Source organism: Legionella stuttgartensis, assembly GCF_977063405.2.
This window is the reverse complement of the sequence record NZ_CDRUHA020000062.1, coordinates 15,630-29,665: the sequence shown is the minus strand read 5'-3', so window position 1 is coordinate 29,665 and position 14,036 is coordinate 15,630. Positions and strand designations below refer to the sequence as shown.

Here is a 14,036-nt window from a genome sequence, read left to right as displayed (position 1 = left end):
TTAAGATAAATAAGGATAATGCAATGAAGGCATACATTAAATCAGGATTGACACGCTCATTGATCGTTGGAGCCATGGCCACACTTACAGGCTGTGCGGCAACTCACACTGTACTAGAACATGGGTCGTTGCAAGTTAGTACAAAACAAAGCGACACTATCTTTTTACACCCCGTATCCAGCGCTCAAAAAACGGTTTATGTTTCTGTGCGAAATACTTCTGATGAAGAGGTTACTATCCAGCCTCAGCTAAAAACAGCATTAATGAACCATGGGTATAAGGTACTCAATAATCCAGATGCTGCATATTATATCTTGCAAGCAAATATCTTAAAAATTGGGAAAATGAGTGCTTCAGCGAGCCAATCAGCATTACTTGGTGGTTATGAGTCTGCTATCGCAGGAGCTGTGGTAGGTACGGCGGCAGGAAGTTTCACTAACTCCACGGCTGGAATGGTCGCTGGTGGTTTTGGTGGTGGATTGATTGGTATGGCTGCGGATTCGTTAGTTAAAGAAATTAATTACACGATGATTACTGACATTCAAATCAGCGAAAAAGTGGGGAAAGAAATTAAGGTGAAAGAACAAGTGCAATCGAATCTAAAAAATGGCAGTAGCACAATGATCTCTCAAAATTATTCCCGCGACAGCAAGTATCAAAGCTATAAAACGCGCATAGTGTCGAACGCAAATAAAATGAATCTAAAGTTTGTGGACGCACGTCCTGCATTAGAGCAGGGTTTGGTAAAAACAATTGCTGGTATCTTTTGATTTGACCTGAATAGAGCTCTATGAAAGAAGCATATGCCTTAAAAAATAATCTGTTAAAGAGGGAATAGTAATGAGAATCAATATACTAGCTGGATTTATTATCATGACATTAGGTATGCAATGCGCTGCTGCAGCTAATTTAAATAACTACGATTTAGAACGGCGAATTTTTGATGTGTCTTACCAATTAAACCAGATAGCAGAAGAACACACCACCGATTTATGCTCTGGAGATATCGCAATTGCTGCAGCCTGGAATCAGCGGGACATGAATTGCAGCATCAAAACAAAGACAGGGCACTGGTTTCTATGGCCTATGGGCACAATGAATTAAAAGAAATCAGCAATGCAAGAAGTTACTGTGTTCATCTAGCACCGAAGATAAAACCCTATCTTGCAAAAGTCATCGTGATGAGGAGTGAACTTGAGAACACCACCATTCCAGATACAGATCAGACATCGGATTAATTTTGAAGAATGAGAAAAGGAGTACCTAATGAACGCAATTAAAATACTTATATTGTCGATGACATTCTTGGTTGGAAGTGGAGTGACTTATGCTGAGCCAGAGATAGGGCTTGAAAACAATGTAAAGCTTAATCAGGTAATTACCGCTTATGCTTCAACGAATGAAGAACAGGATATCGAATATTTCAAACACATTCTTTCCAATGGCGGGCTGTATGCGCTTTTGTTTGCTCTGAATACCGAACTTCCTGAAATATCCAAATCCGTTGAGTATGTAGCTTTATACAAAAAACTGGATTTAACAAACCAGGTGTTGTCACAAATTTTAGAGGAACTGAAAAAGAACAATCAATTATTAAGCCAAAAGGAATGACCATGGATGAGTAAGCACTCTTTTTAAAACCGCGATTCATTAAATAAAAAGAATAAAAAATGAGCACAAATAGGAGGCTCAGGGGATTCTTTACCCAAAAAACGGAGATTTATTAAAAATGAAACAAATGAAGCTTAAAAAATCATCAGTATTCCTAAGCACCTTGCTTTTATCGGGAGCCGTGTTTTCGGCCTCTCTGGGTAAAGAGGAGTTGGCTTCAGAGTGCCAATTTTTGGGAGCTAGTTTGAGCCAATTGGCAAAAGCCAACCTCAAAGAGTATTGCACAATCGATGTAGGTTATTCAGGAAGCATGATGGAGCAGTCTGCCTCCTTAATTCGAGGCGAACGCATGGAACTTGCACGGGATAATCTCGATTTTGCGAATAGAACATTAGCACGCGTTGCATCTAATTATAACGATTGTCCTTATTTCTCATCAATGACACGACCTTTTACACAAAAAATAAATCATTTAATTCACGAATTAGATTCACTCAATCAGCGTTCATCAAACTAAAGGAGAGCATTATGAATGTAAGTGCAGTAATCAGAAAGAGCAGTATCAAGCTCTATGAATTTATACAGTGGTCAGTTCCCTTGTTGGTCTTCAGCTGGGTTGTTGTTTTATGCCTTACCAGCACTGGACATGCAGAAGGTCAGAATTATTTAAGTGCGATGAAAGGAGATGTTAGTGCCACCTTTGGTAAGAATTCGGATTTGCCTGGCTATTTATATCTAGGCGAAACCTTGGGTGCTGGGGTTGCCTGGTGGAAAACAAAAAGTCCTTGGGTATTTATTGGTTTGCCTTTACTGATGATCTTCACACATTGGGGTTTAAGTTATGTCGCATAACTATTCGACGTTTATGTTGTCAGAGGAACCACGCATTGCAGGGGTTCCTTTGACTACCGGATTACCTGTGTATTTACTCACGGGTATTGGATTACTGATTGGTTATGGACCGCAGCTTTTTGTGATTGGGGCCGTTTTAAGTTTAATCATGCATGTTCAGTTTGGTGGGCTGCCTTTACGGGTTTTATTAGGAATGATTTATTGGTCCTTACCGCATGCCATGACGACGCTTATTTTTAGGTCATTCCCTAATTCAGCGCATCGAATCTATGTAGGGTGAGTTTATGAACAGTGTATTTCGTGACAATGTGCTTTCAAAAAATAAAGTGTTGCTTCACCTGACACTGGCTTGGGCAGTCACATCCACCATTGCGGTGTTCATTTTGGGTGGGCTTTGTGTTCATGTTGTTAATAACAAAGAAACTCATTGGTTGCCCATCTGTACTGAGGACGGTTACTTCTTGAGTAACTCCTCCTTTTCACCTTCTTATATTAAAGACATGACTAAAAAGGTTATTCAATTACGATTAACCTACAATCCAGACACGGTAGCAGCTCGATTTGCTTCATTAGTCCATTTAATTCCTGCGTCTCATCAAGAGGCATTCAAAACCATTCTGGACTCAGAGTCAGCCGTTGTGAAAGAAAAAAACATTAGTTCCGTATTTTATGAAAAGAACATTCACATTGATGAATCCACCCTGCAAGCCAAAGTAGACGGAACGTTAAATCGAACCAGTCATGGTCTTGAAGTGAAACCACAAAAGAAAATTTATTTAGTCCAGTTTGCTCACTTGAACGGGATGATGTGGCCTAAGGCTATTAAGGAGGTTCATCAATGAAATCACTTCAAATCCTCATGTTAAGTAGCGTGCTTTCTACCTCACTGCATGCAGGCAATACAGCAGCCACGCTTAAGTTTGAAGAAGGGGAGCGATTTGCGCTGTCTTTGTCTTCTCTTAACTTTAATCGTATTGATGTAGAAGGCGAGCGAATTGTTAAAGTCAGCTTCCCTGAACATTCCTTTATTGTAGAACAAAGCTTCGATGCAGAGGATGATTTGGATGGTGCTGTGGTTTTAAAGCCATTAGCGCATATTCCGTTAACCGTCTATTTCACAACAAATCTGAATCATCATTTCTCAGCCACCATATCTCCGACTGAGGATTTAGGTAAGACCATTAAACTGGTATCCAAAAAATTAAAAGGGTTTGATTATGCCAAGGCGCAAGAGCAGAGCCAATACCAACAAAGTGATTTAATGACGGCGCTTATGGAGGGCACCACACCTTCTGGTTTTCAAGAAGTGAGTATTAAACCCACGACCTTTCGTTTGCATAAACAGTTAAAAGTAACCCTGGTGAAACAAGTCCGAGGCAAAGAGTCTTCGGGCTATGTGTATCGCATCGAAAATCAATCCAACAAACCCATGGAATTAACACCAACATTATTCGAACACCCCAAACTGGTTATGATGGAGCTGTCCGAAAAAATGCTGCAGCCCAGTCAAGTCGCCTATTTTTATGGCATTTACCGTGAACAATCCAACATCGGGTAATAAGGAAGCGTGTCATGATGAAATCGTTTAAAAAGTTAATAAAGAAAAGTAAAAAAGCCAATCTTAATCAAAGTGCCAAAGTGGAGCAGCTCCGTAATGGCTTGGCTTTTCTACTACTTGGTGGATTGTGTTATGGATTCTATCTTTATTCTTCAAAGCCACAACCTACGCTTCCTGCAAATAAAAAGCCTGTGTTTGATGGGGTATTAGACAGCGCCTTTAGCAAATTAAGTGATGAGGCAGTACTTGAAAAACAACAACGCCAAATTGATGCGCTCAAAGCGTTGGTAGAAAAAAATAAAAAGAGCACACCCAATAAATCAGAGGATTTGGTTTCCGAAAACCAAGCGTTATTAAACGCCATGCAAAAACAATTAGAGCAGCTTGCACTTGAAAATAAAGAAATCAACGGAAAACTACAGGTAGCGTTGCTTAAAAACTCACAAACTAGTTTAGCTGCTGTGGCCGCAAGACCGCCTACACGCGAAGAAATAGAGGCCCGTCATAAACAACGGATTTTGGATGAAAAAGCCTATTATGGCAAAGCAGGTCTTGAAACGGTTCATTTTAATTACCGCCGTCAACAAAAAGAAGAGCGTACACCGGATAATTATGTCTGGGCAGGAACCCATGCCGAAGGCTTCTTATTGAGCGGGGCTAAAGGGGATGCTGGGATTAATGGTGCTAAAAATATGGGAACGGCACTGATTCGCCTGGATTCTAATGGAATTATGCCCAACAATCGCCATTCGCGCCTTAATGGTTGTCTAGCTATTGTCTCTACATATGGTGATTTGTCTGATGATGCGGTAGTGATGCACCTTGAAACCCTTTCGTGTGCGAAACCTAATTTAAGTTTTGAGCAAAAGGTGTATGGGGCGGTGTATGACTTGGATGCGATGCAAGATTTACGCGGTACGTCCATTTTAAAAACCAAACCTCTTTTAGAATACAGTGCGGCTGCAGGGATTTTAGCAGGCTTTGGGGATGGACTTAAAAACCTCAATACGGCTCAGACCATTAATCCAGGCGCGGGCACCATTACGACTTATGGTCAGGCCTCTACGCTGATGCAATCAGCAGCAGGAGGAGCGGTAAGTAATCCAGCCAATAAAATCTCTGATTACATTATGAAAATCGCCGATATTTATCACCCTCTGGTGGTGGCACGTGCAGGACGGCGTGTATCCATCATGTTCACCAAAGGCTTTTGGATTGATAGGGCGCACCAATCGTTTGAATCGGGTAAATCCATTGATAATCAATCGGCTCAAAATGAGGCCGCGATTACAACAACCATTAGCCGAGCAGGCGGTGAAGGTGGGGAGAGTAGCAGTGGAGAGTCAACTGCTCCGCAATCCACGTTCCAATCCGATACGCAAACGGCGCAGCAATTCTTAAATCAGAATGGGATGCCCAATCAACCCCTCTTTTCAACAGTTAATCCTAAAGGAGACGTACATGGTTAAAGCTTGGTTTGTTTTGTTCTGTTGTTGTTCGGCAGTGATGCTTACGGGGTGTTCACGCTCCATTTTTGATCATCAAGATGTTCGCTGTCCTTTTGTCGAGCGTGGTGGATGTCAAAGCATGGAGCAGGTGAATCGTATGGTGGATGCACGGCGATTTACACCGGATGGGCAATACGTGCAACAAGAGCAATGCGTAGGCTGCAGTGCTTATTCAAAATAAATGAAACGGAACTTTTTTAGGATTAACTATGTTCGCAACACTAAAAAAATACGTCCAGGGTTTTAGGAATTCAATCGATGGCTATTTGGTGGATGAAGAGGTATCGTCTTCCCAAAATACCTTAAATGTTGGCGATCACCAATACCCTCTTTTTTGCAAGGAACTTCCTTATCAGTATTATGACGAGGAATCGCATTTATTTATTAATCGCTGGAATACAGGCTTATTGTATCGCATCACCCCGTTAACCGGTGCGAATGAAAAAATAGCAGAGCAGTTGGATTCGATTTTAAGAACGAAGGTTTCTGATGAATTTACCTTACAGCTCATCTTGGTCAAACACAATCAAGTGGGACCGGAACTGGATGCTTTTTCAAAGCAGTTCATGAATCAAGATTTTGAGCAGTTAAGTGTGATGGGTAAAAGCCTTCGTTCGTTTTATGGTGAGGCGGCAGTTCATGGATTTAAAACCAATACCAATGTCAATCCCAGAATGACACAAACTGAGTGTTATGTCGTAGTCGATAAAATCAATGGAAAAAATGAGGAAGACGTTAAAGCCTGCTTTGCTCAATTTCGTATTGCCTTTGAAGCCTCGTTGATGTCGGCCAAAATTGGCTTTAGAACCTGTAATGCTGAAGATTTATTACGCTTACTTCATTTTTACCTGGCTCATGAACCCGATAATATTTACCCCAAATCCTCCTCTTATGATCCAACGCAACTCATTAAGCATCAGGTGGTTGGCCGTGATTTTGATGTAGAGGTAGCCAAAGAAGGCCTGCTTGTGAGTGGGGTTAATAATCAAGGCAAGGCATTCGAAACGGTCGTCTCAGTGATGACCATTGATGGCTTACCAGGTGAATACCATCTTTGGGATAACATTAATAACAGCGCCAATATTTTTCATCCAGAACAAAGTATTCCCTGTAATCACATTATTTCTGTTACCTACCTGGTTGACGAGCAAAACAAAGCGCAGGGACGTGCGAATCGCAAAACCAGTGATTTGGATAAAAAAGCGAAAGGCGATTATGCGCTGCATGTTGCCGGTACAGAAAAAAAAGCGCGTGAATGGCGTCATTTTCGTGATGATTTGGCTTCAGGAAAGACGCGTTCTTGTAAGATGCTGTATAACGTCGTGCTATTTTCCAGACGTTCCGAATATGCCCGCGATGTGGAAGCCGCTCGTACCTGTTTTTCTTATAACGGTATTAAGCTCGCGCTAAGCCGTAGGATGCAATCTCCCTATTTTCTAGCAACATTGCCTTTTTTATTTACGAATCATCTCCAAAAAGGATTTCAGCTACCCACGATGATGTGGCCTATTTCCTCATGGAATGCGACTCAATACATGCCTATTCTTTCGGATTGGTCGGGTACGGGATCGGGCATTTTATTGCCGACACTACGCAACCAATTTTCTTGTATTGATCCATTCTCAGGTAAGTTGGGCACGAATTACAACATTTCTGTGACCGGCACATCAGGCGGGGGAAAGAGTTTTTTTATTCAAATGCTGATGCTCAATGTGCTGTTCAACGGCGGGGATCTCTTTATTGTCGATGTCGGGGGAAGTTATAAGAAGTTATGCCACACCTTAGGCGGTGTGTATCTGGAATACTCCAATTTGGCAATGAATCCCTTTACTCATGTCACGAATATTGGCAAAGAAATACAGCATATTCTTTCTTTGTTTCAATTATTAGCGTGCGCTAAGGATGGAGCCAGTGATGATGACCGAGGAACGTTACGAGAGGCAATATTGCAGGCGTTTTTTGAACATCAGCAAGCCACATTAATTGATCATGTGCAGGCTAAGCTTCTGGAGTTGCATCAGAACGACCGAGAAAAATACCCTACAGGGAAAATTCTGGCGAAAAATCTTGATCCCTATTGCACTCATTCAGAGCATGGCACGGTCTTTAATGCGCCTTCTAAGTTAGCGCCTGATGCACGCATTATTGTCGTGGATTTAAAAGAAATTGAGGACGATGAACACATTCGTGCACCGGTTTTACTGTCTATTTTGTCTCAGTTTCAAGGCCGTATGTTTAACTCCGATCGCAGCCGTCAAAAAATGTGCATCATTGATGAAGCCTGGTCCTTATTCTCTGGCGATCAAATTGCAGTGAATTTCATTAACCGAGGGTTTCGTACAGGGCGGCGGCATAATGCTTCTTTTGTGACGATCACGCAAGGTATCGATGATTATTACGCTTTTCCTGAAGCACGTGCTGCTTGGGAAAACTCTGCAATCAAACTCATTTTTCTTCAAGATGGAGATTCTCTCGTCAAGCACCAACACGAGCATAATACGTTTTCTGATTTTGAATTTAAATTACTTTCTGCCTTTCCTAAAGCGAAGGACGCTGGATTCTCACAAGTTCTGATTCGTGCAGACGGTATTTCCTCGTTTCATCGGCTCTTTGTTGATCCGTTTACACGGGTCCTATTGTCTTCTGATGGACGCGATTATCAAGCGGTAATGAATTACATAGCACTTGGGCGATCGTACATTCATGCCGCCATGCTGGTAGCCAACAAACACTATGGCCTATCCAAAAACGTGTTAGTGGAAGGAGGGCTTGCTGATGCTGCGTCATTATAAAACCCAACTCTTGATTCTAGCGGGTTTAGTCTTGTCTGGCATGGTGTTATGGAGCATGCACAAGCCCGCACCGCTGGCTGTGGTGGATATGCAGCGGTTACTGAATCAGCCGGCGGTTTTATTGAGCCAAAGTAATTTATCAGAACAAGAGCAAAAAAAGGTGTTAAAGCAGTATTCATCGTTGTTGCCTCAGACCTTGTCTCAGTATGGGGCTTCTCATCATGTGACCCTAATCACCGCAACAGTGATTTCCAGTGGACGTTTCGATGTGACGGATGAGGTGATTGCAGCAACCTTGGAACAGTTGGGTGCACTATGAAAAAAGTGGCGAGCTTGATTGCAGCACTCTTAATGAACGTTGCTCCGATATATGCCAAAAACTTAGGCAATTACGGCCAGCTTTTTCCTGTTGTCGAGCAAGACATCCGTCAGGTCATCATGGCGAAGCTGCATCGCTTAGAGCAATCAGGTGCCTTGAAACAACATCAACAACAAATAGTGGCGCGAGTGGAGGAGCATGTGAGAAGACCAAAACCACTTCATTTACCTACGACGAACACTCCTAAAACGCATGAATTAGATCCAAGTATCGTCGTGAATCAAACGCTTTACACCCAGGATGGGACGATTATTGCGAAGAAAGGGGCGCACCTTAATCCTTTTGAACGCGTATCTTTTTCTAAAACACTGTTTTTTTTCGATGCCGATGATCCGAAGCAACTCGCCTGGGCCAAAGCGCATTATAAGCATTTTGACCAGGTGAAATTTATTTTAACCGGAGGGGATGTTAAGGAGGCCTCCGAGGTTTTGGGTTCGGTTTATTTTGATTTAGAAGGGCGCTTGAGTCGTTATTTTCACTTAAAGCATGTGCCTTCCGTAGCCAGCCAAAAAGGATTGGTTTGGCGTATTCAAGAAATTGGTCAATACGAGTTACGCAAATAGGAGTAGGTACTATGAATAAAAAAACGTTGATTACCCGATTCATGGTGCTGTTTTTATTGAGTTCGCTGAACTTCGTCTATGCGTCTCAGTGCAAAGGACACTTCGTCAATCCAATTACCGATGTCTGCTGGAATTGTTTGTTTCCACTTACTATTGGCAGTAGTGAAGTGGTTAAAAGCAGTTATCCTGATACAAAAAATCCAGGTAATCCTTTGTGTTTATGCCCTACACCCATTGGCGAGCGTTTAGGCGTCACTATTGGTTATTGGGAACCAGCGGCCTTGGTTGATGTGACGCCTAAACCCTGGTGTATGGTCAATTTAGGCGTGCAACTGAATGTCACTAAAAAAGGGTTAGGTGGCTCACAGATGCCGGAGACCGATGGACGCGGTGCGTTTTATTACGTTCATTGGTACAAATACCCTCTGGTTTATTGGCTGCAAGTATTAACGTCCTTAGGGTGTATGGAAACTGAAGATTTTGACATCTTATATCCGTCGGAGTTAGACCCCACTTGGAATGATTCAGAACTGGCCTTTGTTCTAAATCCTGAAGCCGTTTTATTTACCTCCTCGTCTGCAAGAGCTTCTTGTGCCTTTGATGCGACCAAAGCACTTGCAGGCACTGCCGTGAACAGTCTTTTTTGGTGCCAGGGTGCGCAAGGTTCTACGTATCCATTAACGGGGTTTGTGGCACATCAAGCAAGTCCTATAAGTACCGCAGCCTTACTTGCAGAACGCGTTGATTTTAAGTTGCATCGACCACCGACACCTGCGATTCGCGATTCGATAGGCCAAGATTGGCCTGCTGTATGTCATACCTATGCATCGAGCATTATGCCCAAAGACCGTTATCGCTATCAGTTGGTGAATACCTTGCCTGAAGCGCATCGTTGCCATCCGTTTGGACAATCCGTCATTGGATGGGAAGCAGGACACACCTATCCAGGTGATGGTGACAATTTTGGGTTTTTAATTTGGAAGAAAAGGAACTGTTGTTTTCTTTAAATGATGGGGATGAATTATGAATGCATTCGGAATTTTTTTAAGTAGCCTGTTTTTAGCCACCGCAAGTCATGCCAATGTGAATGATTTTCTTAATGAGGCATCGGCAACGGGTAAGGCGGCGCACGATTCAGTAAGCCAGGACACGTTGGCTCATTGGAATGCAACATCCAATCAATCCTATGCACAAAATAAGACTCTGATTGATCAGATTATTGAACGTTTACGCCAAGGAGCTCCCGTTGCTCAAAAAGGTCAAACGGTTGATGGAGCCGTATTATTTGTGTCTTTTTCCATGCCCGAATCCTTGTTGTTTTCACTGAGCGATGAGGCAGCTTCTTATAAAATTCCAGTAGTGATTAATGGTTTGATTGAGGGGGATTTTAAAAAAACCATCACAGCGTTTTCCATGCTTCAAGCCAAGGCAAAAGAGTCCAAATGGGCGTTTAATGGAATATCGATTGATCCTCTATGGTTTGAACAATTTCATATCACTGCGGTGCCTGCACTTGTTGTGAGCAAAAGGCCGAGCTCCTGTAGACAGCAACTTATTTGTCCCGAACAGACTTATGATGTGGTGTATGGCAATGCATCTATAAAAAACAGTTTACAACTCATTGCACAGAAAGGGGATAGTGCAAACGAGGTGGCGCAGGCTCTTTTGGAGAACACTCATGTCTAAGTGGGTTGTTTTAATGGCGTTACTTTCTATGGGATGTTTTGCGAATCAAACAGGAACCGATTTTAACGCCTTTAAAAATTATGCTAAATCGTTAAACGCCCAACCTAAAGATGCCATGCACGGATTTGATCCCCATGCGCTTTTTGATCAGTACTCAGAGCACCCTGCGCAAGAAGGATACTATCAAGGGATTCAAAAGGAGCAAACAGATTTATCAAGCCAGGCCAATGCGGCGATTAAAAATGATCCTGGTGCCCAAACGGTCATTGATCATTTTGGAACAAACAAATTTGAACTCAATCAAGCAAATTCCGTATTGGCTCAATCTCAATTAATTCAGGATGAAAGTTATGCGATTACGCACGGACAATCCAATAATCGCGTTCAATGCTCGAATCAAAAGCCTACCTGCACGATTAAGACACATGAAGAACAATGCTTCAGCTCTCGTTTATTGCCCGATCAAACCTGCACCAAGTACCTTAAGGTCCTGGTGGATTCCGAAAAAGTGGTGCAACGCGCTGATTTTTCGTTTTATGTTGCTAAAAAATGGACCGGAGTGATTACTGTAAATTTGGTGACTGGCGCAATCACTAATGCTGTGGGCGGCTCTGTTCCTTATCCCATTCGGATGAAACATTCGTGTGATGGAATGAGTGCCACCATTCATTCGATACGAAATAATGGGGCGAATGCGTATTGGGTTCAGGTGATTGGTACTCCAACATGCGCTAATAATGGGTTGTTGACCTTTTATATTAATAAAGGATGGGGACGAATTTATCCCATTCAAGTTGCTTTGACGGTCACAGCACACTCCAAACCCTACATCAGCCAAGAATATTGGGACAATCATTGCATGAGCTTTGAAAATAAGGGGTCGCTGTGTCGAATCAAAAAAGAACAATGCACGGATACTCAGTCACCTAAAGTAATTGATGGTCTTCCTGTATCCCGTGTGTGTTGGGCGCGTGTGCTGACGTACTCTTGTTCTAGCGCGGCTGCTGATGAATGCATCACACAGAAAAATAAAGGGTGTTTTCAAACGGCCTCTGGGTGTGCGCGTTTTGATAAGCAGACTTGTGCTCTGTATAAGCAAACGTACAGTTGTCAAGAAAATGTGTGTGAAGCACCTATCGAATGCATTAAAGACTTATTTTGTGCCGATGGTGACTGTACAGAGCATTCCCAAACCCAAAATACTGATTTTGGGCAAAGTGTTTCTTCTTTAGCGGTTGTGGGGGAAGCGGGGCATGAATTAAGTCAACAACCCAATGCGTCTCTTTTTGGTGGTAAAGCAGTGCAATGCAAAATATGGCCCTTGGATCTTATTGATTGTTGTCATGATAAAGGATGGGGAAAAGACATTGATTTGCTTCATTGTCGTGAGGAAGACAAAGCGCTGGGTCGCGCCAAATTAAATTATGTAGCTCATTATCTGGGCGAGTATTGTAGTGAAAAAGTGGCTGGGGTTTGTTTAGAACACAAACGCTCTTACTGCGTATTTCCAAGCAAAATGGCCCGAATTATCCAGGAGGCTCGTCTTACACAAGTTAATGGTCATGGTTTGGGTGATGCAGAGCATCCAACCTGTGCAGGAATGAGTGTTGCGGAACTGCAGAAGATGGATTTGGGGCGGGTTGATTTTGTGACCCCAATCTATCCTTTTGGTCACGGGACACCCAATAAAGCGGCAGGGATTGCAGGTGATCTAAAGATCAAGTCTCAAGATCCTAAAAAGTCCATTGATGAAGTCACACGAAGAATGCAAAAAAAGGCAGGTGAATTATGAGTCGCCTGTTGATGCTGATGGTATGGGGACTGTTCATGACATCGCTTCATGCGGACATTGTGCAGGAGCATGCAAAAGGCTTTCATTGGTATACCGTTGAAGAGGCGCCCAAACCGATTAAAAAAACACTGCAGCCACGACCTGCTCCCGTGGTGAAATCTCCTTATGAACGCTTAATGGATAAGCGTAAGATTACACTGAATAAATTGGCCGAAGCATTGCTCTCTCCTTCATTTGATTCAACACATGAATACATGAATGCACAGATGGATTATTCAAAAAATAACCAGCAATTTGTACGCTATTGGCAACAAGTCTTATTAATCCATCCTGAGCTGGACAGCACGCTTAATTTTCCAACCGATAACTCAGCGATTGCAGTACGCAATGATGCACAAAAAGTATTAATCAACAAAGTCATTCAAGAAAGCAGTGCGCGTTATGGCTTTATCTTATTTTATCGTGGCACGAGTTCCATTTCACAAAAAATGGTCATGCATTTGCTTCCCTTTATCAAAGAATATGGTTTTTCCATGATTTCAGTCAGTACGGATGGCCAACTCATTGATGGGCTTCCTAATCCTAAATCAATTCCTCTGGAAAAGGTCCAAAAACAAGTAGCACTTGAGGCGAAGTATATGCCCGCTCTTTATTTCGTTGATTTAAAGAGTAATAAGATGTCGCCAGTGTCTTATGGGTTTTTATCTTTAGAAGAGCTGAAGCAGCGCATTTTTGATGTGATGACGCAGTTTAAACGATTCAGTTATGAAGGAGTGAATGAATGAAGAAAAGCTTCTTTTTAATCGTGCTATTCCTTCTCAGCACAGAGGCGTTTGCGAATGTTGCATTGGATGAGCTAACCCAGCTCTTAAATAAAAAACAAGAGCAACAAGTATTGGCGCGCACCAAAAACAAAAGAATCAATGCACTTTCGGAACAACATTACTTTATTTTTATATACCGCTCTACATGCCCTCATTGTCATCAATTTGCGCCCATACTTCGTGATTTTGCATCCAGTTTTCATATCCCTGTAGAGGCTTACAGTTTGGATGGCGAGTCTTTAGATGGATTTGATTCAGCCAATTTAACGCCTGAGTTGTTTCAAACTTTATATGTGTCTGGTGAATACAAGCCTGTAGTGCCTGCCCTGTATCTCGTGAATCGTCCTACGAATCAAGCGTATGCCGTGTTGTTTGGTGAGGCACAGCCTGCACAACTTGCAAACCGCGTGGATGAACTCATGACGCATTTGGAGGAACAATTTCATGATGAATAGATTCACAACTTTGCGA

General features: G+C 42.4%; 18 protein-coding genes. All 18 read left to right on the top strand.

Annotation, left to right across the window (positions count from 1 at the left end; genetic code table 11):
- The first annotated feature begins 23 nt into the window (after positions 1–23).
- Positions 24–770, top strand: a complete 747-nt coding sequence (locus tag ACWTEW_RS23150) for a complement resistance protein TraT (protein ID WP_454783413.1) — start codon at positions 24–26, stop codon at positions 768–770.
- Positions 771–840: 70 nt separating this feature from the next.
- A complete protein-coding gene (locus ACWTEW_RS23145) occupies positions 841–1,104 on the top strand; it encodes a hypothetical protein (RefSeq protein ID WP_454783412.1) in 264 nt (87 codons plus the stop codon).
- A 162-nt stretch (positions 1,105–1,266) separates the two neighbouring features.
- Positions 1,267–1,611, top strand: coding sequence for a hypothetical protein (locus tag ACWTEW_RS23140; RefSeq protein ID WP_454783411.1), 345 nt, complete (start codon positions 1,267–1,269; stop codon positions 1,609–1,611).
- Positions 1,612–1,729: 118 nt separating this feature from the next.
- Positions 1,730–2,128: a hypothetical protein gene (locus ACWTEW_RS23135; protein WP_454783410.1), complete on the top strand. Its 399-nt coding sequence runs from the start codon at positions 1,730–1,732 to the stop codon at positions 2,126–2,128.
- An 11-nt stretch (positions 2,129–2,139) separates the two neighbouring features.
- Complete coding sequence (locus ACWTEW_RS23130; RefSeq protein WP_454783409.1) at positions 2,140–2,463, top strand: pilus assembly protein; 324 nt, start codon at positions 2,140–2,142, stop codon at positions 2,461–2,463.
- The gene (traL, locus tag ACWTEW_RS23125) at positions 2,453–2,743 is read left to right on the top strand and encodes a type IV conjugative transfer system protein TraL (RefSeq protein WP_454783408.1); all 291 of its coding nucleotides are present in this window, start codon (positions 2,453–2,455) and stop codon (positions 2,741–2,743) included. The genes ACWTEW_RS23130 and traL overlap by 11 nt, the downstream gene beginning before the upstream one ends.
- A 4-nt stretch (positions 2,744–2,747) precedes the next feature.
- Positions 2,748–3,305 carry a TraE/TraK family type IV conjugative transfer system protein gene (locus tag ACWTEW_RS23120; protein ID WP_454783407.1) on the top strand — a complete coding sequence of 186 codons (558 nt, stop codon included), beginning with the start codon at positions 2,748–2,750 and terminating at the stop codon, positions 3,303–3,305.
- Entirely contained in the window at positions 3,302–4,021 is a 720-nt protein-coding gene (traK, locus tag ACWTEW_RS23115) for a type-F conjugative transfer system secretin TraK (RefSeq protein WP_454783406.1), read from the top strand. The genes ACWTEW_RS23120 and traK overlap by 4 nt, the downstream gene beginning before the upstream one ends.
- A 14-nt stretch (positions 4,022–4,035) precedes the next feature.
- On the top strand, positions 4,036–5,490 hold the full coding sequence (locus ACWTEW_RS23110) for a TraB/VirB10 family protein (RefSeq protein ID WP_454783405.1): 1,455 nt from the start codon (positions 4,036–4,038) through the stop codon (positions 5,488–5,490).
- Positions 5,483–5,710, top strand: coding sequence for a hypothetical protein (locus ACWTEW_RS23105; protein WP_454783404.1), 228 nt, complete (start codon positions 5,483–5,485; stop codon positions 5,708–5,710). Before ACWTEW_RS23110 ends, ACWTEW_RS23105 begins: the two co-directional genes overlap by 8 nt.
- Positions 5,711–5,738: 28 nt before the next feature.
- A complete protein-coding gene (traC, locus tag ACWTEW_RS23100; protein ID WP_454783403.1) occupies positions 5,739–8,321 on the top strand; it encodes a type IV secretion system protein TraC in 2,583 nt (860 codons plus the stop codon).
- On the top strand, positions 8,305–8,640 hold the full coding sequence (gene trbI / locus ACWTEW_RS23095) for a type-F conjugative transfer system protein TrbI (RefSeq protein ID WP_454783402.1): 336 nt from the start codon (positions 8,305–8,307) through the stop codon (positions 8,638–8,640). The genes traC and trbI overlap by 17 nt, the downstream gene beginning before the upstream one ends.
- Positions 8,637–9,263, top strand: a complete 627-nt coding sequence (gene traW, locus ACWTEW_RS23090; RefSeq protein WP_454783401.1) for a type-F conjugative transfer system protein TraW — start codon at positions 8,637–8,639, stop codon at positions 9,261–9,263. The genes trbI and traW overlap by 4 nt, the downstream gene beginning before the upstream one ends.
- Positions 9,264–9,274: 11 nt before the next feature.
- Positions 9,275–10,270, top strand: coding sequence for a conjugal transfer pilus assembly protein TraU (gene traU / locus ACWTEW_RS23085; RefSeq protein WP_010655334.1), 996 nt, complete (start codon positions 9,275–9,277; stop codon positions 10,268–10,270).
- A 16-nt stretch (positions 10,271–10,286) separates the two neighbouring features.
- Positions 10,287–10,949 (top strand): type-F conjugative transfer system pilin assembly protein TrbC, encoded by a 663-nt coding sequence (gene trbC / locus ACWTEW_RS23080; protein WP_454783400.1) that lies wholly within the window; start codon positions 10,287–10,289, stop codon positions 10,947–10,949.
- Positions 10,942–12,741 carry a type-F conjugative transfer system mating-pair stabilization protein TraN gene (gene traN, locus ACWTEW_RS23075; RefSeq protein ID WP_454783399.1) on the top strand — a complete coding sequence of 600 codons (1,800 nt, stop codon included), beginning with the start codon at positions 10,942–10,944 and terminating at the stop codon, positions 12,739–12,741. Before trbC ends, traN begins: the two co-directional genes overlap by 8 nt.
- Positions 12,738–13,526 (top strand): type-F conjugative transfer system pilin assembly protein TraF, encoded by a 789-nt coding sequence (traF, locus tag ACWTEW_RS23070; protein ID WP_454783398.1) that lies wholly within the window; start codon positions 12,738–12,740, stop codon positions 13,524–13,526. Before traN ends, traF begins: the two co-directional genes overlap by 4 nt.
- On the top strand, positions 13,523–14,020 hold the full coding sequence (gene trbB, locus ACWTEW_RS23065; protein WP_454783397.1) for a type-F conjugative transfer system pilin assembly thiol-disulfide isomerase TrbB: 498 nt from the start codon (positions 13,523–13,525) through the stop codon (positions 14,018–14,020). The genes traF and trbB overlap by 4 nt, the downstream gene beginning before the upstream one ends.
- Positions 14,021–14,036: the final 16 nt, after the last annotated feature.